The organism is Rhizobium sp. BK181 (assembly GCF_014193305.1).
In the GTDB taxonomy this organism is placed as follows: domain Bacteria; phylum Pseudomonadota; class Alphaproteobacteria; order Rhizobiales; family Rhizobiaceae; genus Rhizobium.
Genome location: NZ_JACHZA010000011.1, coordinates 73,762 through 93,820, shown reverse-complemented (window position 1 = coordinate 93,820; position 20,059 = coordinate 73,762). Strand labels below are relative to the sequence as shown.

Annotated in this window: 21 protein-coding genes and 1 tRNA gene; 10 read left to right on the top strand and 12 right to left on the bottom strand. The window is 58.4% G+C overall.

Annotated features, from left to right (window positions below; translation table 11 throughout):
• Positions 1–34 precede the first annotated feature (34 nt).
• Positions 35–166, bottom strand: a complete 132-nt coding sequence (locus FHT77_RS31955; RefSeq protein WP_281412578.1) for a hypothetical protein — start codon at positions 164–166, stop codon at positions 35–37.
• Positions 166–972: a hypothetical protein gene (locus FHT77_RS21900; protein WP_183756957.1), complete on the bottom strand. Its 807-nt coding sequence runs from the start codon at positions 970–972 to the stop codon at positions 166–168. The genes FHT77_RS31955 and FHT77_RS21900 overlap by 1 nt, the downstream gene beginning before the upstream one ends.
• A gap of 429 nt (positions 973–1,401) precedes the next feature.
• Here FHT77_RS21900 and FHT77_RS21895 point away from each other — a divergent pair, with 429 nt between their 5' ends.
• Positions 1,402–1,704 (top strand): hypothetical protein, encoded by a 303-nt coding sequence (locus FHT77_RS21895; protein ID WP_183756956.1) that lies wholly within the window; start codon positions 1,402–1,404, stop codon positions 1,702–1,704.
• A 606-nt stretch (positions 1,705–2,310) separates the two neighbouring features.
• Here FHT77_RS21895 and FHT77_RS21890 read toward each other — a convergent pair.
• Both FHT77_RS21890 and FHT77_RS21885 read right to left on the bottom strand, forming a co-directional pair.
• Positions 2,311–2,385 (bottom strand) — tRNA-Glu (locus FHT77_RS21890).
• A gap of 235 nt (positions 2,386–2,620) precedes the next feature.
• Entirely contained in the window at positions 2,621–3,682 is a 1,062-nt protein-coding gene (locus FHT77_RS21885) for a class I SAM-dependent methyltransferase (protein ID WP_183756955.1), read from the bottom strand.
• Between the two features lie 230 nt (positions 3,683–3,912).
• On the opposite strand from FHT77_RS21885, the gene FHT77_RS21880 reads away from it, so the two are divergent.
• Positions 3,913–4,347, top strand: a complete 435-nt coding sequence (locus FHT77_RS21880) for a hypothetical protein (RefSeq protein WP_016553801.1) — start codon at positions 3,913–3,915, stop codon at positions 4,345–4,347.
• Positions 4,348–4,454: 107 nt separating this feature from the next.
• Here FHT77_RS21880 and FHT77_RS21875 read toward each other — a convergent pair whose 3' ends face one another.
• The 4 genes from FHT77_RS21875 to FHT77_RS21860 form a co-directional block, all read right to left on the bottom strand.
• A complete protein-coding gene (locus tag FHT77_RS21875) occupies positions 4,455–5,228 on the bottom strand; it encodes an amino acid ABC transporter ATP-binding protein (RefSeq protein ID WP_016553802.1) in 774 nt (257 codons plus the stop codon).
• A gap of 20 nt (positions 5,229–5,248) precedes the next feature.
• A complete protein-coding gene (locus tag FHT77_RS21870) occupies positions 5,249–6,403 on the bottom strand; it encodes an amino acid ABC transporter permease (RefSeq protein ID WP_114712612.1) in 1,155 nt (384 codons plus the stop codon).
• A 1-nt stretch (position 6,404) separates the two neighbouring features.
• Positions 6,405–7,607: an amino acid ABC transporter permease gene (locus FHT77_RS21865; RefSeq protein WP_183756954.1), complete on the bottom strand. Its 1,203-nt coding sequence runs from the start codon at positions 7,605–7,607 to the stop codon at positions 6,405–6,407.
• Between the two features lie 91 nt (positions 7,608–7,698).
• A complete protein-coding gene (locus FHT77_RS21860; protein WP_183756953.1) occupies positions 7,699–8,724 on the bottom strand; it encodes an amino acid ABC transporter substrate-binding protein in 1,026 nt (341 codons plus the stop codon).
• 370 nt (positions 8,725–9,094) lie between these two features.
• Here FHT77_RS21860 and FHT77_RS21855 point away from each other — a divergent pair, with 370 nt between their 5' ends.
• A complete protein-coding gene (locus FHT77_RS21855) occupies positions 9,095–10,285 on the top strand; it encodes a cystathionine beta-lyase (RefSeq protein ID WP_183756952.1) in 1,191 nt (396 codons plus the stop codon).
• Here the strand turns inward: FHT77_RS21855 and FHT77_RS21850 are convergent, their stop codons facing one another.
• Together FHT77_RS21850 and FHT77_RS21845 are read right to left on the bottom strand one after the other, a co-directional pair.
• Positions 10,286–11,440 (bottom strand): FAD-dependent monooxygenase, encoded by a 1,155-nt coding sequence (locus FHT77_RS21850; protein WP_183756951.1) that lies wholly within the window; start codon positions 11,438–11,440, stop codon positions 10,286–10,288. It lies immediately after the preceding gene.
• A 27-nt stretch (positions 11,441–11,467) separates the two neighbouring features.
• Positions 11,468–11,713 carry a zinc-finger domain-containing protein gene (locus tag FHT77_RS21845; protein ID WP_016553808.1) on the bottom strand — a complete coding sequence of 82 codons (246 nt, stop codon included), beginning with the start codon at positions 11,711–11,713 and terminating at the stop codon, positions 11,468–11,470.
• Positions 11,714–11,869: 156 nt separating this feature from the next.
• On the opposite strand from FHT77_RS21845, the gene FHT77_RS21840 reads away from it, so the two are divergent.
• The 7 genes from FHT77_RS21840 to clpA all read left to right on the top strand — a co-directional run bounded on the left by FHT77_RS21840 (position 11,870) and on the right by clpA (position 18,281).
• Entirely contained in the window at positions 11,870–12,652 is a 783-nt protein-coding gene (locus FHT77_RS21840) for an alpha/beta fold hydrolase (RefSeq protein ID WP_183756950.1), read from the top strand.
• A gap of 115 nt (positions 12,653–12,767) precedes the next feature.
• Entirely contained in the window at positions 12,768–13,601 is an 834-nt protein-coding gene (gene cysE / locus FHT77_RS21835) for a serine O-acetyltransferase (protein WP_183756949.1), read from the top strand.
• Positions 13,602–13,726: 125 nt separating this feature from the next.
• Positions 13,727–13,930: a DUF3126 family protein gene (locus tag FHT77_RS21830; protein WP_016553811.1), complete on the top strand. Its 204-nt coding sequence runs from the start codon at positions 13,727–13,729 to the stop codon at positions 13,928–13,930.
• 209 nt (positions 13,931–14,139) lie between these two features.
• The gene (locus FHT77_RS21825; RefSeq protein ID WP_183756948.1) at positions 14,140–14,562 is read left to right on the top strand and encodes a DUF3597 domain-containing protein; all 423 of its coding nucleotides are present in this window, start codon (positions 14,140–14,142) and stop codon (positions 14,560–14,562) included.
• 218 nt (positions 14,563–14,780) lie between these two features.
• Positions 14,781–15,152, top strand: a complete 372-nt coding sequence (locus FHT77_RS21820; RefSeq protein ID WP_183756947.1) for a phasin family protein — start codon at positions 14,781–14,783, stop codon at positions 15,150–15,152.
• A gap of 263 nt (positions 15,153–15,415) precedes the next feature.
• On the top strand, positions 15,416–15,769 hold the full coding sequence (gene clpS / locus FHT77_RS21815; RefSeq protein ID WP_016553814.1) for an ATP-dependent Clp protease adapter ClpS: 354 nt from the start codon (positions 15,416–15,418) through the stop codon (positions 15,767–15,769).
• 10 nt (positions 15,770–15,779) lie between these two features.
• Positions 15,780–18,281: an ATP-dependent Clp protease ATP-binding subunit ClpA gene (gene clpA, locus FHT77_RS21810; RefSeq protein ID WP_183756946.1), complete on the top strand. Its 2,502-nt coding sequence runs from the start codon at positions 15,780–15,782 to the stop codon at positions 18,279–18,281.
• Between the two features lie 78 nt (positions 18,282–18,359).
• Here the strand turns inward: clpA and FHT77_RS21805 are convergent, their stop codons facing one another.
• Together FHT77_RS21805 and FHT77_RS21800 are read right to left on the bottom strand one after the other, a co-directional pair.
• Positions 18,360–18,785 carry an HIT family protein gene (locus FHT77_RS21805; protein ID WP_183756945.1) on the bottom strand — a complete coding sequence of 142 codons (426 nt, stop codon included), beginning with the start codon at positions 18,783–18,785 and terminating at the stop codon, positions 18,360–18,362.
• Between the two features lie 53 nt (positions 18,786–18,838).
• Positions 18,839–20,029 carry a GNAT family N-acetyltransferase gene (locus FHT77_RS21800; RefSeq protein ID WP_183756944.1) on the bottom strand — a complete coding sequence of 397 codons (1,191 nt, stop codon included), beginning with the start codon at positions 20,027–20,029 and terminating at the stop codon, positions 18,839–18,841.
• Positions 20,030–20,059: the final 30 nt, after the last annotated feature.

The following is a 20,059-nucleotide window of genomic DNA, read 5'->3' as shown; positions in this document are numbered from 1 at the left end:
GCGCCCGCCCATAGTTCAGGGTTCGACTTGATGGTCATTTCTCACCCTTCGGAACGTGCTTCTTGAGGATGTCGACACTGGCTTCCAGCTCCGTGATCACGTGCAGCGTGCTGGCGTCGAGCATGATCTGAAGCCGCCAGCGATTGGACGGTGATTTGTTTTCCATCACTTGTTCTTCCCAGGCTTGTCATTCTTATCCTTGTCCTGTCCCGGAGGGCCGGAGTGCTCATGATTGTCGTCGCCATAGCCATGACCTGGCTTGGTGTCACCGCTGTCGGTTGGCGTCGATGGCGTCTGGCCCTTGGTGGGTTCGCCCGAGCCATCATTCGGATCTGTTTCGCTTGGCGTGCTTGGGCCTAGGCCGCCACCGGTTGGGCCAGTATCCGCAGGTCCAGTGGGGCCAGTCGCGGTATTGTCGCTGGGGCCGCTGCCGTCAGTGGTGCCACCCGTCGAGCCGCCAATGCTGCCGCCACCACCCGATGGTGAGGAAGGGGACGACGATGCTGTCTCCTGCCCACGAGAAGGCTGATTGCTGGCACCTCCACCCTGCTGCTCACTGTTCCCTGCGAGAGAGCCTCTTGTCGTTCCATCGGTGGCGCTGCCATGCGTGGATCCGAAGGTGCTACCGCCAGAGAACCTGACGTCGGTGGAGGTGCTACCCCAGAGAGCAGAGGAGCTTTTGCGGGCGGGTCGTCCGGTGCTATCGGCGAAAATGCTACCCGTATAGAAGCCGACCGCAATTTCCGAATTTGGAAGTTTCGCGCGGGTCTTAGAGACCTGATTGGCGCCAACATAGCTGTAGGTGCAGCTTCTCCAGAAAAGAAAGAGTTGTCGGCAATGCTTCTTCGGCGCGCTTGTAGTGTAACGATGGTGGTGTCTTGTCTGCCCTGCGTAAGAAGCAGAGGAAAGCGCCACGCAAACCGCTAAAGCGGAAGCAACAGTTTTTACGGTATTCGTGAGAAGACGTTTCATATTCCGGTCGTCCTTTGGGGTGTATTTGATGAGAGACAAATTATCTATCCAAAGGGCGCGCCGTTTGTTTCTGGCTGCCAATCTATTGCTGACGACTGCCACGGCTCTGATCCTGGCTGTTGAACCGGGTCATCCGATAGGAAAAACGGACAAGAATGTGACGGGACTTTGGGAAGGGAGCGTGTGAAGGAAACGCGTCGACCGGGCGCCGAATTGATCGCTTAAGCATGGAAGCTCAGTCATTGCCCGGTCAGCAGGAAGGGCCGCTCACCGAACGGAGATGCGGATGCAGCGCTCGCAAACGCTGCGACAACCGGAACAGTCGATGAATACCTAGCTCATCAGTCGGGGAACCTTGTGGCCGCTCAGTGCAAATTGTTCTCCGAATTCTGTACAGCCGACTGACCTCCTGGCACTGGGATCACAAACATGCTGTCTTATCTCGTTGGCACCGCTTCAATTGGTCAACCATCCATCCTGAAAGTATTGGGTAGTGGCGATTCAGTCGAGTTGGTGGAAAAGACCGGAAAATTATCGCTGGCTGCCAAATCAACGAAATCGGAATGGCCATGCTCCATCTGCGAAATAAAGCCCCCGAAGCGATTGAGCCGCCACATGGCTAAGAACACCAAGGATGCGATTATCGTCTTTGTTTGCCTCATCGTGGTTACGGCGCTGTTTCCCCCAGCAATGTTCGGAGGGGAAAGGGGCGGTCTGGAGATTCGTGTGTGAGTATCAACGCTGATAACTGGCACGATGGCGGTTGGCGCCGCCTGGCTGACGATTCGGCAGATGCAAGCGCGACCGATCGCCTCCAAATCGCTCACCATCAGCAACAGGTGAACATCGCGATGCTACCTAGCCACCTTGCCATTCTGCGATTGATGGGAGTTTTGCCTAAGGCATTGCGGAACTGCAGCGACAAGGCGTTTGAGTTCGTCAGCCTCTGCGAAGGAGAATTTGGAGAACCGGTATGGGATAGGAAGGCGAACTTTGCGCTAGGAATGTGTATCGTCGGGTACCGGCATGTGGCGGACAGCTTTACCCACAGCAGGTTTACGTCTTGCTCTTCAAGACAAAACCCTCATCACTGCGCTATCCCACACGACTGGACGGCCTGAGTGGTACACGGACATGATGAACCCGATTCTTTCGGACTTGGCTGCAACGACTCAAAATCTGAATGCTTCGCTGGCACATTGGAGCAAAGCCCCTTGGGCTACGAGGCGCCAATCATAGGGTAGATTTTCATTTTCCCCGGCTTGCCCCCGAAAACAAATTATTCTTCGGAACTATCCGCAAACTGGCTATGTTGTAAATGAAATCAAGGAGTTGAAGTGGCACGCCCTAGGGGAGTCGAACCCCTCTTCCCAGAATGAAAATCTGGTGTCCTAACCGATAGACGAAGGGCGCTTCCTTCGTGGTGGCGCCCTTATAGTCAGGCACTTTGAATCCCGCAAGCGGCAAAACAAGAAAAAATCACAATGGCGAGATTTTTTCCCTGCTTCCAGCATCACGCTCCCACTCAGTCCCACTTATCGTTTTGATATTGTTCCGTATTATCAATTCGCGGGCCGCCTGCGAAGATGTGGAAAGGTTTGGCGATGCAGCCGATCGTAGCCGGCAGCATCGCCAATGAGCAGTTTTCTCAGGCGCGCACCTCGAAAACCATGTTGAACGGTGTTTCGGTGGCGCGGCGGAAATGCTTGAAGCCGGCGTCGAGCGCGACTTTCCTGAGCTTGGTCTCGCCGGCCTGCGCGCCGAGGGCGAGCCCGACCTCTTGAGAGAGCGATGCCGGTGTGCAGATCATTGTCGATGCGCCGTAGTAGACGCGGCCGACCGGGTTGAGATTGTCCTTCAGGCAGTCATTAGCGAAGGGCTCGACGATCAGCCAGGTGCCATCAGCAGAGAGCGATTTCTTGACATGTTTGCCGGCGCCGACCGGATCTCCCATATCGTGCAGGCAGTCGAACATGGCGATGAGATCGTAACTCCCTTCAGGGAATCCGGCCGCCGGAGACTGTTGGAAGGTGACGCGCTCGGAAACACCAGCCTCCTTTGCCGCGGCCTTCGCCCGCTCAATCGACGGCGCGTGATAGTCGAAGCCGTAGAATGTCGACGCGGGGTAAGCTTGAGCCATCAGGATCGTTGAGGCGCCATGACCGCAGCCGACATCCGCGACCTTCGCGCCCGCTTTCAGGCGAGCTTCGACGCCCTGCAAAGCCGGTATCCAGTCTGCGACCAGATTATTGTTATAGCCGGTCCTAAAGAACCGCTCGGTTCCGCGGAACAGGCAGGCGCTGTGCTCATGCCACCCCACACCCGTGCCGGCGCGGAAGGCGTCGGCCACCTTGGGTTCGTCCATCCACATGGACTGCACGACCTGAAAGGCCCCGGCGAAGAAGGCAGGGCTGTCTTCCTCGGCAAAGACCATTGCCTGCTCAGGCGTAAGGTGAAAGCGATCGGTCTTCTCGTCGTAGCTGAGGTAATCGGCTGCCGCCAAGGCAGACAGCCACTCTCTGAGATAGCGCTCCTTTATGCCGGTTTCCTTCGCTATCTCAGCTGAGTTGCGTGGTTTGCCGTCGGCCATCGCCTTGAACAAGCCGAGGTCATCGCCCAGTACCACCAGCGCTCCGGATACGGCCGCGCCCACGTCGCCGATCAACCGGCCGACGAGTGCGTCTACTTTCTGCATGTCGGGTTCGCGCATGTCTTCCTCCCTAGTAAAACGCAGGAAAAGCCAGCCCACCCGGCACTATAGCACCGTCGTCGTTCGCCGCTAAAACAACACTGAGGCATCATGGGCGCGAGTTTCATTTTCAGAATGAGAAGGCGACCTGCAAACGAAACTAAACGTACTGGTTGCGACAATTGTCGCGTTGACAAGAAAATTGGCCAGATCGATAGTTCGATTGCCCCTAGAGGCTTGGAGGAAAGATCATGATCAAGCAGTTGACTATTCTTGCATCCGTTTCCCTGCTCGGGGCGCTGGCATTTGCAACGCCATCCTCGGCGCTGACCATGAAAGAGTGCAGCGCGAAGTACAAATCAGCCCAGGCGGATGGCTCCGCAAAGGACATGAAGTGGAACGACTTCCGCAAGGCGCAGTGCGGTCCAGACGCGACGGCAGAACCGGATGTCACGCTGAATAGTGGCGAGGAACCGGAGAAGCCGACGATGACGGCGCCCAAGGGCGTTTCGTTCCCGACAGCCGTTGCACCAAAATATGCGAAGGAAACGCCCGGCAAGGGCAGGATGCACACCTGCGTCGACGCCTACCACCAGAACAAGGACGCCAATACGCTCAATGGCCTGAAGTGGATCCAGAAGGGCGGCGGCTTCTACAGCCTTTGCAACGCCAAGCTAAAGAGCTGACATCTTCGTCGCGTTTGGTGATCGAAGGAGAACATTGCGATAGGTTCCGAAATGAAAAGTCCGCCGGACAAAATCCGGCGGCCTTTGAATTGATCGGAGGCGTCTGCCTAGTGCAGGATCTGGCTGAGGAACAGCTTGGTGCGTTCGTGTTGCGGATTGTCGAAGAACTCGGCCGGCGAGTTCTGTTCGACGATCTGGCCTTGGTCCATGAAGATGACACGGTTGGCGACCTGACGCGCAAACCCCATTTCGTGTGTCACGCAGAGCATGGTCATGCCTTCTTCGGCGAGCCCGACCATCGTCTCCAGCACTTCCTTGATCATCTCAGGGTCGAGCGCCGATGTCGGCTCGTCGAACAGCATGATCTTCGGATTCATGCAGAGCGAACGGGCGATCGCCACGCGTTGCTGCTGACCGCCGGAGAGCTGGCCTGGATACTTGTTGGCCTGCTCCGGGATCTTCACGCGCTTCAGGAAGTGCATGGCGACTTCTTCCGCCTGCTTCTTCGGCATCTTGCGCACCCAGATTGGGGCCAGCGTGCAGTTTTCCAGGATGGTCAGATGCGGGAACAGGTTGAAGTGCTGGAAGACCATGCCGACTTCGCGGCGGACTTCATCGATCTTCTTGAGGTCGTTGGTGAGTTCGACGCCATCGACGACGATCTGCCCCTTCTGGTGTTCTTCCAGGCGGTTGATGCAGCGGATCATGGTCGACTTGCCGGATCCCGACGGGCCGGCAATGACGATGCGCTCGCCACGCATTACTTTCAGATTGATGTCACGCAGCACGTGAAAATCGCCGTACCACTTGTTCATCCCAATGATGTCGACGGCAACATCCGTTGCCGAAACGGTCATCTTTTTTTGCTGAGCTTCAGCCATGTGTTCGTTCCCTTGATCTTTTATCGTTTGTGGCCGGTATCGAGATAGCGTTCCATGAAGTTTGAATAGCGCGACATGCCGAAGCAGAACAGCCAAAAAACGAAGCCTGCGAAAATCAGGCCCGTCAATGGCGTCACAGCGCTTGCCCAGTTGGCGTCGGTAAAGTTGAACCGGACGATGCCGAGCAGATCGAACATACCGATGATCGATACGAGCGACGTATCCTTGAACATGCCGATGAAGGTGTTGACGATACCCGGGATGACCAGCTTGATCGCCTGCGGCAGGATGATCAGCCGCATCTTCTGCCAGTAGCCGAGGCCGAGTGAATCGGCGCCCTCGGACTGGCCTTTCGGGATCGCCTGCAAGCCACCGCGAATGACTTCGGCCATGTAGGCTGAGGCAAAGATCGCCACACCGATCAACGCGCGCAACAACTTGTCGATCGTGTAGCCTGCTGGCAGGAACAGCGGCAGCATCACGCTCGCCATGAACAGCACCGTGATCAGCGGGATGCCGCGGATTATCTCGATGAAGCCGACGCAGACCATCTTGATGACAGGCATCTTCGAGCGGCGACCGAGCGCCAGGATAATGCCGAACGGCAGAGACACGGCGATGCCCACGAATGAAAGCACCAGCGTCACCATCAGCCCGCCCCAGAGCGGTGTGTCGACAATCTCCAGGCCGAAGCCGCCGTAGAGCAGCCAGAAGGCAAGGAGCGGCAGGGCGATGAAGAGCAGGACTGCGTTGGTGCCCTTGAACGGTGCCTTTGGTATCAGCATGGGTACCAAGAGCAGCACGAACAAAATCCCGACGATGGTCGGGCGCCAGCGTTCGTCGAGCGGGTATCGACCGTACACGAACTGGTCGACCTTCGCATTCACGAATGCCCAGCAAGCACCGCTCCAGCCGTCGGGCTGAATGCCGCCCTGAACCGCTGTTGCACAGAAGGTGCGATCCGTTCCGGTCCAGACGGCCTGGATGAACAGCCAGTTGATCACGTGCGGCAACGCCCAGCCAAGGAAGGCAATGGCCAAGACCGTCAGCACGATATCCTTGGGTGTCGCCATCAGGTTCTTGCGAACCCAGGCCAGCGGGCCGCTTTCGCTGCGCGGCGCCGGCTCGGCATCGAGGAAGTTGGTTCTGACGAAGGGTTGGTTGGATGTCGGCATCTTATCTCTCCACCAGAGCCATCTTGGCATTGAACCAGTTCATCAACAGTGAGGTGAGGATGCTGAGGGTGAGATAGACGACCGCCCAGATAAAGACGATTTCGATCGCCTGGCCCGTCTGGTTAAGGATCGTGCCGCCGACCGCAACGAGATCCGCGAAGCCGATGGCAATGGCCAGCGACGAGTTCTTCGTCAAGTTGAGGTACTGGCTGGTAAGTGGTGGAATGATGATGCGCAAAGCCTGCGGGACTACGACGAGGCGCGTAACACTTGCAGGATGCAGACCAAGCGCACCGGCTGCCTCGGATTGACCCTTCGGTACACCGCGAATACCTGCGCGGACGATTTCAGCAATGAAGGCCGCCGTATAGAAGGACAACGCCAAGAACAGCGACATGAATTCCGGCCCGACGACCGCGCCACCGGTGAGATTGAATTTTCCGGCCACGGGTACGTCAAACGACAGCGGCATGCCGGACAGCAGGAACGCCAGGAGCGGCAGGCCGACGACGAGCGCAGTCGATACCCAGATTGTATGGAATTGCTTTCCAGTTGCGGCTTGGCGCTTGTGCGCCCAACGAGCGACGAATGCGGATGCCACGATCCCAACGAGGAAGGCCAGGCCGACCGCCCACATGCCTTCGCCGAAGATCGGCTTGGGAAACGCGAGCCCGCGATTGTTGAGGAATACGTTCAGCGGCAGATGCAACGACTCGCGAGCCCCTGGCAGGACGGCAAGAACGCCCTGATACCAAAAGAAGATGACGAGCAGGGGCGGGATATTGCGGAAGACCTCGACATACACCGTGCAAAGCTTGGCGATCAGCCAGTTATGCGACAGGCGGCCGATGCCGACGACAAAGCCGATGATCGTTGCCGTGATAATGCCGGTAACCGCTACCAGAACGGTGTTGAGAAGGCCGACCACCAGCGCGCGGCGATACGTGGCGTCGCTGGAATAGCCGATCAGCGACTGGCCGATGTCGAAGCCCGCGCGCCCGTTCAGAAAGCCGAAGCCGGAAGCGGTGCCGGAACGTGCCAAATTCTGGGCCGTGTTGTGGGCGATCCACCATACGAAGCCAACAATGACGACGATGGTGAGAACTTGGAAGAAAATACCCCGATACCTCGGGTCGTAGAGCGCTGACTGGAAGCTCCAGCCAGTGCTTTGCACATGCGACGTGTGCACAGCCTCTTGCGTCATGCCGAGCCTAATCCCCTATGAGCCCGTTTTCGGGCTTTTCTCTTTGTGGTGGGAAGGCGGAAAACCGCCTCCCCACAGTTTCGTCAGTCGATCAACGTACCGGCGGCGCGTACTGGAGGCCGCCCTTGTTCCACAGCGCGTTCAGACCACGCTCGATCTTGAGCGGGCTGCCCTGACCGACGTTGCGTTCGAAGACTTCGCCATAGTTGCCGACGCCCTTGATGATGTTATAGGCCCATTCGTTGGTGAGCCCCATGTCGGTGCCGATCTTCGTATCGGTTTCCGTGCCGAGGAAGCGCTTGATGTCAGGATTCGCCGAGTTCTTCATCTCATCGACGTTGGCCTGGGTGATGCCGAACTCTTCTGCGGTGACGAGCGCGTAAGCCGTCCACGAAACGATGTCGAACCACTGGTCGTCACCCTGGCGAACGGCCGGGCCGAGCGGTTCCTTGGAAATGATTTCCGGAAGGACCATGTGCTCGTCGGGGTTCTTCAGCGTCAGACGCAATGAGTAGAGGCCAGACTGGTCGGTCGTGTAGACGTCGCAACGGCCCGCGTCGTAGGCGGCGTTGACTTCCTCAAGCTTTTCGAAAACGACCGGATTGTACTGGAGGTTGTTCGACTTGAAATAGTCTGCGAGGTTCAGTTCGGTCGTTGTGCCGGACTGCACGCAGACGGCCGCGCCGGAAAGTTCGAGCGCCGACTTCACGTTGAGGCCCTTGCGAACCATGAAGCCCTGGCCGTCATAATAGGTAACCGGGCGGAAGTTGAAGCCCTGTGCCGTATCGCGGTTGATCGACCATGTCGTGTTACGCGACAGGACGTCGATTTCGCCCGACTTCAGAGCCGGGAAGCGGTCCTTGGCCGACAGTGGCGTATATTTTACCTTGGTCGGGTCGCCGAAAACGGCCGAAGCGATTGCCTTGCAGAAGTCTACGTCGAAGCCAGCCCAATTGCCGGAAGCGTCAGGCTGCGCGAAACCGAGAAGGCCGGTGTTGACGCCGCACTGAATAAAACCCTTTGCCTTGACGTCTTCGAGCGTGGTGGCAGAAGCTGCCGAAGCGCCAAGTCCGAAGACTGCTGCGCCGATGGCGGCCGACAGAAGCTTAATCTTCATTTTTCCCAACCTTTTCCTTTGTCTTATCTTTTTGTGGGAGCGTCGCTGAAGCAAGCAAAACCTCCCATATGGCTCGACACCCTCCCGGCGCGAGCAGTGCTATCTCAGTCGCAAATGTCACCACGGTCAAGTGTCGCAGTGAAAGATTGCGTGATATTTCGGCAATTCCCTAATTGAGGCGCGCAAAATAAGCAGATGGCTAACGAAATGGCGGCGTTTTGCCGAAAAAAATCGCGCAAAATCACTGATATATCTGCAGAATCCTCAGATAGGCGGGCATTTTACCCAATTTTCCTTCGGGGTTGACCGATCGTTTTGACCGGTTCAAAAAGTTTGCCGACTGCATCCCACCGCCAAAGGCATTTCCGACATGACAGATAAAGACGGCCTGCTTCAAAACGCAGGCATCAACACGCGCCTTTCCCACCTCGGCAACGATCCGGCCGAATACCACGGTTTCGTCAATCCGCCGGTTGTTCATGCCTCGACGGTGCTCTTTCCCAATGCAAGGGCGATGGAAACCCGCGCGCAGAAGTATACTTACGGAACACGCGGTACCCCGACAACGGACGCCCTTTGCGAGGCGATCGATGCGCTCGAGGGCTCTGCCGGGACAATTCTCGTGCCGTCGGGCCTGGCGGCGGTTACCGTCCCGTTCCTGGCTTTCCTGTCTGCCGGTGATCATGCGCTGATCGTCGATTCCGTCTATGGGCCGACTCGGCATTTCTGTGACACCATGCTGAAGCGCCTGGGCGTTGAGGTCGACTATTACGACCCGATGGTCGGGGCGGGCATCGAGGCGTTGATCAAACCGAACACGAAGCTCGTCCACACAGAAGCTCCGGGGTCGAATACCTTCGAAATGCAAGATATTCCGACAATTTCCGCGATTGCGCACAAGCACGGCGCAATTGTAACGATGGACAACACCTGGGCGACGCCGGTCTATTTCAAGCCGCTCGATTTCGGCGCCGACATCTCCATTCACGCAGCCACCAAGTACCCGTCCGGCCACTCGGATATCCTGATGGGAACGGTTTCGGCGAACGCCAAATACTGGCCGCAGTTGCACGAAGCCAACATTACTCTTGGCATTTGCGGCGCCCCCGACGACGCCTATCAGATCCTGCGTGGGCTGCGCACCATGGGTGTTCGCCTGGAGCGCCACTATGAAAGCGCGCTGACCATCGCCAGGTGGCTCGAGGGCAGGGAGGACGTCGCCACGGTGCTCCATCCGGCGCTTCCGAGCTTCCCTGGGCACGAGCTGTGGAAGCGCGACTTCAAGGGCGCGAGCGGCATCTTCTCCTTCGTTCTTGCGGTTGACGCTCCGGAGAAGTTCAAGGCCAAGGCGCATGCCTTCCTTGACGCTCTGCAGATCTTCGGCCTCGGTTGGTCGTGGGGGGGCTTCGAAAGCCTTGCAGTCCATGTCAACTTGAACGATCGCCGCATTCGAAAGGCGCCGACCGAAGGACCGGTCATCCGCCTGCAGATCGGGCTCGAGGATGTCGTCGATATCAAGGCCGATATCGAGCGCGGCTTTGCCGCGGCAAAAGCCGTCTGATCAGGTGCCGGCTCGGTAGCCGTAAATCCAGTCGAGATCCGCCGCAAGGCTTTGCGGCGGTCGCAACCCCAGGACGACGTCACGGCCTACGCGGATTGGCCCGCGCGCGTGATAGGCAAACTGGTTGAATGCACCGCGCTTGCGCAGCCGCGCGATCCGCGGAGCGCGATGCGTCTCGAACAATTGCAGGGCCTCAGCGACGGGCCCTGCGGCTAAGAACATAGCTAGCTCATATGCATCCTCAATCGCCATTGCAGCACCCTGAGCCGCAAACGGCATCATGGCGTGAGCGGCGTCGCCGATAAGAACGCTGTCACGGCCATTCTGCCAGCGTCCCTCCGTTGTTTCGTAGAGGGGCCAGAAGGTCATGCCGCGTGCGTCGGCAAAAAGCCGCGTCATGGCAGGGTGCCATCGGGAAAACCGTGAAAGCAACTGTTGGCGTTGCGTTTCCGTTGGTCGCGTCGTCCAGTCGTGCGACACGGCATTGCCTGTCGTGATCGCCACCATATTGAAACCGTTGGTTTCGCTCAGCGGATAGCAGACGAGATGTGCTGATGGACCAAGGAAAGCAGAGACGCTTGTCGGTTCAAGAAACGCGGGTGCGTTCGCCGCATCGATCGTGAAACGGTAGGCAATGTTCCCCGAGAAGCGAGGCGAGGGCGCGCCATCGATGCTCTCTCTTACCTGCGACCAGACGCCGTCGGCGCCAATCAGAAGATCCCCAGGACCGCCGGAAACGTCCGAGAGTGTCCCGCGCCCGATCTGCGCTCCGAGATGCAGTTTGCAGAGTGGCTCCTTGGCGACTGCATCAAGCAGTGCCCGCTGCAGCGAGGCGCGATGCAGGACGCCATAAGGGGCTCCCCATCGGGCGCGCGCAAATCCGCCGGCCGGAACGGCTGCCAGTTGACGCAAGGTGGTTCCGGATACGAGTCGAATGGAGTCTGGCTCCAGCCAGATGTCGGTGAGGCGCTCGAGGATGCCGAGCTCCGCCAGAATGTGAGCGGCATTCGGCGAAATCTGCAGACCAGCGCCGACCTCTGTCAGTTCAGGGGCTTGCTCGAAAATCTCGGAATGGATGCCGCGCCGTGCCAGTGCAAGCGCAGCCGTAAGGCCCGCGACACCCGCGCCGACGATGGCGGCATGTTCAGCCGGCATGGGCTGTCCGATCCCGAGTTGGCGCTCTTAGGCAGCCTTGACGTGGAAGACGCAGCCGGCCGGATTGGTCTGGTTTGCCTTCAGCGCGCCATTCAAGCGGTAAAGGGTTGAGCAGTAAGAGCAGACCTTCTCGTTCTCGTCGCCCATGTCGATGAAGATGTGCGGATGATCGAACGGAACGGAGGCGCCGGTGCACATGAACTCCTTCACGCCGACTTCGATAACGCGGTGTCCGCCGTCGTTCTGGAAGTGGGGAATGTTGTGGCCGGCCATGCTCGTCTCCGAATGCTTCGTAAATGTGCGCGGACCTTATAGTCGTTCATCGCAAATGTGTAGAGCCAAAGAGAGGCAGGACGCACAGTTTTTGCAACTGCGAGGGTTCCAGTTCGGCGGCCTATAAAATATGGTCCGGCAAAAAAGGACAGTCTGATGAACTTGAATACGCCCGTCTTTTCCAGCTTCACGCATGACGGTCTGAAGCTTGCCTTCTTCGACGAAGGTGATCCGTCGGGCGTGCCGGTGCTGCTGATCCACGGATTTGCGTCAAGCGCCAACGTGAACTGGGTTTATCCGGGCTGGCTGAAGACATTGGGCGATGCGGGCTACCGGGTCATTGCCATCGACAACCGGGGACATGGCGCAAGCGACAAGCCACGCGATGCCGAGGCCTACCGCCCCTGGCATATGGCGAGCGACGCCATCGCGCTGCTCGATCACCTCGGGATTCCCGAAGCCAACCTGATGGGCTACTCGATGGGAGCCCGCATTTCTGTGTTCGCGGCGCTCGCCCATCCCGACCGCGTGCGTTCGCTGGTCCTCGGCGGCCTCGGGATCGGGATGACGGACGGAGTCGGCGACTGGGATCCGATTGCGGATGCCTTGTTGGCGGCTTCCCTCGATGATGTCACCCATGACCGCGGGCGAATGTTCCGGGCTTTTGCCGACCAAACAAAAAGCGACCGGGATGCGCTCGCCGCCTGTATCAAGGGGTCGCGCGATCTCGTTGCGCGGTCCGACATGGCGAAGATCGAAGCTCCGACCTTGATCGGCGTCGGAACCAAGGACGACATCGCGGGTTCAGCCGCGGAGCTCGCCGCACTGATGCCTCGCGCGACGGCGCTTGATATCCCCGGCCGCGATCACATGCTGGCCGTCGGCGATCGGGTCTTCAAGAAGGCGGTGCTGGAGTTTTACGCCGAAGTCGCCGGATAGTGACTTGGCTTCTGTTGTGGCAGGTGGGAACGATGCAAGATTGCCGAAGCACCCATTTATGTTAACAGGTTTTTGCCCTATATAGAGCCGATCTACGCATACGAGGAGACCTTTCATGGTCGCAAAGACAGACATTCGCTCTCTTGAGACGGGCAACCCCCTCAAGGTGATAGATCCGATCTGGGACAGCCTGCGCGAGGAAGCGCGCGCCGCCGCGGAAAGTGATCCGGTGCTGGCCGCGTTTCTTTACTCGACGGTACTCAATTACCGGTCGCTGGAAGAGTGTGTGATCTATCGTATCTGCGAACGTCTCGACCATCCCGACATGCAGGCGATTTTGCTGCGCCAGACCTTCGATCAGATGTTGGAGGATTGGCCGGAGTGGAGCGCGATCCTCCGTGTCGACATCCAAGCGATTTATGATCGTGATCCCGCATGCCTGCGTTTCATGGAAGCGGTGCTCTACTTCAAGGGATTCCATGCGCTGCAGACGCACCGCCTCGCGCATTGGCTGCTGAACCGCGGCCGGCGCGATCTGGCGCTGTATCTGCAGAGCAGATCATCAAGCGTGTTCCAGACCGATATCAATCCGGCCGCGCGCATCGGCAGAGGCATCTTCCTCGATCACGCCACCGGGCTGGTCGTTGGTGAGACCGCCGTGATCGGCGATAATGTATCGATCCTGCATGGCGTCACCCTTGGCGGCACCGGCAAGGAAGGCTCGGACCGCCATCCGAAGATTGGCAGCGGTGTGCTGATCGGCGCCGGCGCCAAGATCCTCGGCAACATCGAGATCGGCTATTGCTCGCGCATTGCCGCTGGCTCAGTCGTGCTGAAGGCGGTGCCGCCCAAGACCACCGTGGCAGGCGTTCCGGCCAAGGTGGTCGGAGAGGCAGGGTGTTCGGAACCGTCGCGAATAATGGATCAGGTGATCGGCGCGGATATCTAAGCCGCGCGTCACCTAACAGTTGGCATATCGGCGGGGATAGCGTTTGTGCGTCGGTCCCCGTGCCTTTACAGCGCCGTCTTTCCCATGCAAGAAGCGGCCAACCGAGACCGCTCAGGAGATGCAGTGTGAAGCCCGAAGAAATCAAGAAACTCGACGCCTATTTCAAGCGCACGTTCAACCCCGAGGTCATCGTCAAGGCACGCCCGCGAAAGAACGATTCCGCTGAAGTGTATCTCGGCGAAGAATTTCTGGGTGTCGTCTATATCGATGACGAGGACGGCGACCGCTCCTACAATTTCTCGATGGCGATCCTCGACGTCGATCTCTGAAATCGGATCGATGGGCGGTCTGTTGGCCGCCCGTCAATCCAGGCGATGTCCCGCCCCACACCGCCCAAGCCGCGATCGCTAACCTCCGATTGTTTCCTACCGCAGAGCAATCTCTAGCGGAAAATTGGGCAACCTTCTCTGGACCCATCCGTCGAACGCTCCATCTCCTCCGCTGAGCATGTGCTCTAGCCTAGGAAGGGATGTTGAGAATGGGTATTTTCGACAAGATCAAGAACGCGATTTTTGGGAAAGCTGTGGCTGCTCCAGTTACTCCGCCTGCCACACCCGCGCCATCGCCGACTGCGGCTGCGCCGAGCGCCGCGCCCACTGCCACACCCCAGCCGGCACCGACGGCCGCGTCGCCCGCCGCTGCGACCATTGACATCGTGCCACTGCTGGATGCGGCAGTGAAGAAGAGCGGACAGAAGCTGGATTGGCGCCGTTCTATCGTCGATCTGATGAAGGCGGTCGGCATGGACGCGAGTCTTGCGGAGCGCAAGGAACTTGCCGCCGAACTGGGCTTTACGGGCGATCCGCATGACACCGCCACCATGAACATGTTCCTGCATAAGGCATTGATGAAACGCCTTGCTGAGAATGGCGGAAAAGTTCCGGCTGACCTTCTCGACTGACCCGACGGTTCCATTGGCATCGCGACGATATTTTTGATGAAATCTCTGGTTGCGGTGTCCTGATATATTTTAGGGAAATCAAATGCAGCGCGTTGACTAAGGGCGAGAGCCGGGCTCGACACTCGCATAGGATGTTGTGCGATGCACAACAATACTTGACTATTTGTGCGTTGCAGCTAGGCTCCATCAAGCCACACATGCCAAGGAGGATGATGGTCATGTTGAACTTCGACGACGTCAATCGGAAGAACAAGGAAGCCATGGACACGGTCCTGAAGAGCTATTCGGAGACTGCCAAGGGTTTCCAGGCCATTGCCGCCGAAGCCGTGGAGTATTCCAAGAAGTCGTTCCAGGACACGGTCACGCATTTTGAAAGCCTGTCGGGAGCGCGTAGCTTTGAAGCAGCCTTCGAGCTGCAGACCACCTATGTGAAAACCGCATACGAGAACTTCGTGAGCGAAGCCACCAAGCTCGGCGAAATGTATTCCGATCTCGCCAAAAGCGCTTACAAACCATACGAGGCGCCTGTTGCTGCAGCGGCCGCGAAGGCGATGAAGACGGCTCCAGTTGTTGCGCCCGCTGCGGCGTAACCATAACCGGCAATTGCCGTACAGCTCTTGAAAATCGAAGACCGGCTACGCATCTGCGGCCGGTCTTTTTGTTTTTCACAATGCCCGTCGCATGCCCACCGCCCGGTTTCTGTGTCTTTGCATCAAGACTGGCCGAATTGTGATTGCAGTGTGAAACGAGGGGCTTAAAATCGCTCCAGGATGGACTAAGTTAGTATTTCGAATATTCGGCGGGAAACCACTCCTCCCAGCTTCTTGCCGGACTGATCGAGGAATGAAAGAAAATGATCGCAGAGCCGATCCGGATGCAAAACGACAGCGAAAGGAACGGGGACAACGGAAATCGCGGAACCTCGGTCATTACACGTACAAAGCCGAAGACCAAGAAGCCTAATCTCTACCGTGTACTACTCCTGAATGACGACTACACTCCCATGGAATTTGTCATTCATATCCTCGAGCGTTTTTTTCAGAAGGATCGTGAAAGTGCCACCCGCATCATGCTCCACGTCCACAACCACGGCGTCGGTGAGTGCGGAATATTTACATACGAGGTAGCGGAAACGAAGGTGAGCCAGGTGATGGACTTCGCCCGACAGCACCAGCATCCGCTGCAATGCGTCATGGAAAAGAAGTGAGGATCTGAACGTGCCAACATTTTCGCCTAGTCTTGAGAAGGCGCTCCATCAGGCACTGACCTTTGCCAACGAGCGGCATCATGAATATGCCACGCTCGAGCATCTGCTGCTCGCCCTGATCGACGATGCCGATGCGGCCGCGGTTATGGGAGCCTGCAATGTCGACCTCGACGCGCTGCGCAAAACGCTTGTTGAATATGTCGATAACGAACTCTCCAATTTGGTCACTGGCTATGACGAGGACTCCAAGCCCACTTCCGGCTTTCAGCGCGTTATTCAGCGAGCGGTGATTCATGTGCAGTCGTCCGGGCGTGAGGAAGTGACAGGGGCCAACGTCCTCGTCGCGATCTTCGCCGAGCGCGAGAGCCACGCCGCATACTTCCTGCAAGAGCAGGAGATGACCCGATACGATGCCGTCAACTATATCTCTCACGGGATCGGCAAGCGCCCCGGCGCATCCGAGGCTCGTCCGCCGCGTGGCGCCGATGACGGCGAATCCGAGAGCAAGCCAGCTTCGCGCAGTAGCGGTGACCAGGAGGAAGGCGGCTCCAAGAAGCAGCAGGACGCCCTGAAGGCCTACTGCGTAAACCTCAACGAGAAGGCTAAGAGCGGCAAGATCGATCCGCTGATCGGCCGGCAGTCCGAGGTCAATCGCACGATTCAGGTTCTGTGCCGCCGATCGAAGAACAACCCGCTCTATGTTGGTGATCCCGGTGTCGGCAAGACGGCGATTGCCGAGGGCCTGGCCAAGCGCATCGTTGAAGGCAAGGTGCCGGAAGCCCTGGCCGATGCCACGATCTTCTCGCTGGATATGGGCACGCTGCTCGCCGGTACGCGCTATCGCGGCGATTTCGAAGAACGCCTGAAGCAGGTCGTCAAGGAGCTCGAAGAATATCCGGGCGCCGTGCTCTTCATCGACGAAATCCATACCGTCATCGGTGCGGGTGCGACGTCAGGCGGCGCGATGGATGCCTCGAACCTTTTGAAGCCGGCTTTGTCCTCGGGCGCGATCCGTTGCATCGGTTCGACGACGTACAAGGAGTATCGCCAGTTCTTCGAGAAGGATCGCGCTCTGGTTCGTCGTTTCCAGAAGATCGATGTCAATGAACCCTCGATCGATGATGCGATCGAGATCATGAAGGGCCTGAAGCCGTACTTCGAAGAGTATCATCACCTGCGCTACTCGAATGAGGCGATCAAGACGGCTGTCGAGTTGTCGGCCCGCTACATCTCGGACCGCAAGCTGCCCGACAAGGCGATCGACGTCATCGATGAGACCGGTGCTGCACAGATGTTGCTGCCGCCCTCCAAGCGCCGCAAGCTGATCACCGAGAAGGAGATCGAGGCGACGGTAGCGACGATGGCACGCATCCCGCCGAAGACGGTGTCGAAGGACGACGAAGCTGTCCTTGCCAATCTCGAGCAGGAACTGCGCTCGGTCGTTTACGGCCAGGACAACGCGATCGAAGCGCTATCGACCTCGATCAAGCTCGCTCGCGCGGGCCTGCGCGAACCGAACAAGCCGATCGGCTCCTACGTCTTCTCCGGCCCGACCGGCGTCGGCAAGACGGAGGTTGCCAAGCAGCTGGCGTCGTCGCTCGGCGTCGAACTGCTGCGCTTCGACATGTCCGAATACATGGAGCGGCACACCGTATCGCGTCTGCTCGGCGCACCTCCTGGCTATGTCGGCTTCGACCAAGGCGGTCTCCTGACCGATGGCGTCGACCAGCATCCGCACTGCGTCGTGCTGCTTGACGAGATCGAGAAGGCGCATCCCGACATCTACAACATCCTGTTGCAGGTGATGGACCACGGTGCGCTGACCGACCACAACGGCAAGAAGATCGACTTCCGCAATGTCATCCTGATCATGACGACAAACGCGGGCGCATCGGAGATGGCCAAGGCTGCGATCGGTTTCGGCTCGTCGAAGCGGACGGGCGAAGATGAGGAGGCATTGACCCGCCTGTTCACGCCGGAATTCCGCAACCGTCTCGACGCGATCATTCCGTTTGCGGCATTGCCGACTGAGGTCATCCACAAGGTGGTGCAGAAGTTCATCATGCAGCTGGAGGCGCAGCTTTCCGAACGGAACGTCACCTTCAACCTGCAAGAGGACGCAATCTCCTGGCTGGCTGAAAAGGGTTACGACGACAAGATGGGCGCCCGCCCGCTTGCTCGCGTAATTCAGGACGTCATCAAGAAGCCGCTGGCGAACGAAATCCTCTTCGGCAAGCTGCGGAAGGGCGGCGTCGTCAACGTCACGGTCGGTCCGAAGGAAGATGGCAAGCCCGGTATTGTCCTCGAAGCCGTATCGGACAGCGCACCGATCAAGCCGAAGCCAGAAGCCGAAGTTGCCCATCCCGAGGCTGACGATGTGGATGACGGCGAACTGAAGACGAAGGCCCGCCCGAAGAAGACGACGGCCAAGAAGGCTAAGGCCGCCGCCGATCCCGAGGTCAAGAGCTTGCCCAAGAAGGGTAGTGCGGTTCCACGGGTTCCAAAGAAGTAAATGAACAAAAGGCGGCTCGAGTGGCCGCCTTTTTTTTGCTGCTCTCTTCGCCAACGCTAGGTCGGTACTCGGCGTTGATTAGAGTTCAGCCTTGATCTTTTCGGCATTCGCGGCAAGCACCGCATTGTCCTCCATCTGGCCAGAATGAGGACGCAGCGCCATTCCCTCGTGACGTGGGATCACGTGGAAGTGCAGATGGAAAACGGTCTGGCCGGCGGCGGGTTCGTTGAACTGGCAGACGAAGACACCATCGGCGTCGAAGGCTTCCTTGACTGCGTTGGCAATCTTCTGGACGACGGGGATCGTCTTGGCGAGAACGACAGGGTCAGCGTCGAGCAGGTTGCGTGACGGCGCCTTCGGAAGGACGAGTACATGGCCAGGAGCCTGTGGCATCACGTCCATGAAGGCAACCGTGTCGCTGTCCTCGTAAATGCGGTGCGAGGGAATTTCGCCGCGCAGGATCTTGGCGAAAATATTGTTGCTGTCGTAGGCGGCGCTGGTCATACGAACTCTCCTCATTACTGCTGTGATCGCGTAGCGCGACAGGGGCGAAAGCGTCAATCCTCCTGCTGGCGTTCGCCCTTTCGAAACGGGCTGTGCTCGGTCAGGATCTCGTTCATGTGTTCGATGTCGTCGCGCTCGCGTTCGAGATAGTCGGAGATTGCCCGGCGCAGTCCGGAATGGGCAACGTAATGCGCGGAGTGGGTTGTCACCGGCAGGTAGCCGCGTGCGAGCTTATGCTCGCCTTGGGCGCCAGCTTCGACGCGCTTGAGACCCTTTGCCAGGGCAAAGTCGATCGCCTGGTGGTAGCAGACTTCGAAGTGCAGGAATGGGTGATCCTCGACGCAGCCCCAATGACGACCATAAAGCGTATCGCCGCCGATGAAGTTGATCGCACCGGCAATATAGCGACCGTCACGCTTTGCCATCACGAGCAGGATGTCGTCGGGCATGCGCTCGCCAATCAGCGAGTAGAACTTGCGGGTGAGATACGGTCGGCCCCATTTTCTGCCGCCTGTATCCATGTAGAATTCAAAGAACTGGTCCCAGATCCGCTCGGTCAGGTCGCCACCGGTCAGCCAATCGATGCTGATGCCGTGGTCAAGCGCGGTGCGGCGCTCCTTTCGAAGCGCCTTGCGCTTGCGTGACGCGAGCGTTTCCAGAAACTCCTCGTGATTGGCATAGCCCTCATTGATGAAGTGGAACTGCTGGTCCGTCCTGTGCAGGTAATCCTCGCCCTCAAAGATCCCAATCTCGTCCTCGGGTACGAAGGTGATGTGTGCGGAAGAGACGCCAAGCTGGCGTACGACCTCCTTGAGGCTCTCGGCTATGGCGTGCTGGATCGGCAAGCGCTGTAGCCCCTCGGTCACAAGCAGCCTTGGGCCGGTCGCCGGTGTAAAGGGAATGGAGCATTGGAGCTTCGGATAGTACCGTCCGCCCGCTCGCTCGAAGGCATCTGCCCAGCCGTGGTCGAAAACATATTCGCCCTGGCTATGGTTCTTGAGATAGCCGGGCAGGGCACCGATAAGCTCGCCTTTGTCCGTTTCCAGGAGAAGATGGTGGCCCATCCAGCCGGATTGCGCAGTCGCCGATCCGGATTCTTCCAATGAAGAAAGAAAGGCATGCGACACGAAAGGATTGTAGGTGAGCGCGGTGCTCTTTGGGGAGGTCCCGGAAAGCCGCGACCAGCTCTCCGGGGAAATCGCGGTGAAAGACCGCTCGATGCGGATTGAAAGTTCGTCTGTCATGGAGCGAATGCGAGACCGTTTGGGAGGAGA

Bases quoted from the DNA above. Each gene is read 5' to 3' on its own strand.
- FHT77_RS31955 (WP_281412578.1), bottom strand. From the start codon at position 166: ATGGAAAACAAATCACCGTCCAATCGCTGGCGGCTTCAGATCATGCTC.
- FHT77_RS21900 (WP_183756957.1), bottom strand. From the start codon at position 972: ATGAAACGTCTTCTCACGAATACCGTAAAAACTGTTGCTTCCGCTTTA.
- FHT77_RS21895 (WP_183756956.1), top strand. From the start codon at position 1,402: ATGCTGTCTTATCTCGTTGGCACCGCTTCAATTGGTCAACCATCCATC.
- FHT77_RS21885 (WP_183756955.1), bottom strand. From the start codon at position 3,682: ATGCGCGAACCCGACATGCAGAAAGTAGACGCACTCGTCGGCCGGTTG.
- FHT77_RS21880 (WP_016553801.1), top strand. From the start codon at position 3,913: ATGATCAAGCAGTTGACTATTCTTGCATCCGTTTCCCTGCTCGGGGCG.
- FHT77_RS21875 (WP_016553802.1), bottom strand. From the start codon at position 5,228: ATGGCTGAAGCTCAGCAAAAAAAGATGACCGTTTCGGCAACGGATGTT.
- FHT77_RS21870 (WP_114712612.1), bottom strand. From the start codon at position 6,403: ATGCCGACATCCAACCAACCCTTCGTCAGAACCAACTTCCTCGATGCC.
- FHT77_RS21865 (WP_183756954.1), bottom strand. From the start codon at position 7,607: ATGACGCAAGAGGCTGTGCACACGTCGCATGTGCAAAGCACTGGCTGG.
- FHT77_RS21860 (WP_183756953.1), bottom strand. From the start codon at position 8,724: ATGAAGATTAAGCTTCTGTCGGCCGCCATCGGCGCAGCAGTCTTCGGA.
- FHT77_RS21855 (WP_183756952.1), top strand. From the start codon at position 9,095: ATGACAGATAAAGACGGCCTGCTTCAAAACGCAGGCATCAACACGCGC.
- FHT77_RS21850 (WP_183756951.1), bottom strand. From the start codon at position 11,440: ATGCCGGCTGAACATGCCGCCATCGTCGGCGCGGGTGTCGCGGGCCTT.
- FHT77_RS21845 (WP_016553808.1), bottom strand. From the start codon at position 11,713: ATGGCCGGCCACAACATTCCCCACTTCCAGAACGACGGCGGACACCGC.
- FHT77_RS21840 (WP_183756950.1), top strand. From the start codon at position 11,870: ATGAACTTGAATACGCCCGTCTTTTCCAGCTTCACGCATGACGGTCTG.
- cysE (WP_183756949.1), top strand. From the start codon at position 12,768: ATGGTCGCAAAGACAGACATTCGCTCTCTTGAGACGGGCAACCCCCTC.
- FHT77_RS21825 (WP_183756948.1), top strand. From the start codon at position 14,140: ATGGGTATTTTCGACAAGATCAAGAACGCGATTTTTGGGAAAGCTGTG.
- FHT77_RS21820 (WP_183756947.1), top strand. From the start codon at position 14,781: ATGTTGAACTTCGACGACGTCAATCGGAAGAACAAGGAAGCCATGGAC.
- clpS (WP_016553814.1), top strand. From the start codon at position 15,416: ATGATCGCAGAGCCGATCCGGATGCAAAACGACAGCGAAAGGAACGGG.
- FHT77_RS21805 (WP_183756945.1), bottom strand. From the start codon at position 18,785: ATGACCAGCGCCGCCTACGACAGCAACAATATTTTCGCCAAGATCCTG.
- FHT77_RS21800 (WP_183756944.1), bottom strand. From the start codon at position 20,029: ATGACAGACGAACTTTCAATCCGCATCGAGCGGTCTTTCACCGCGATT.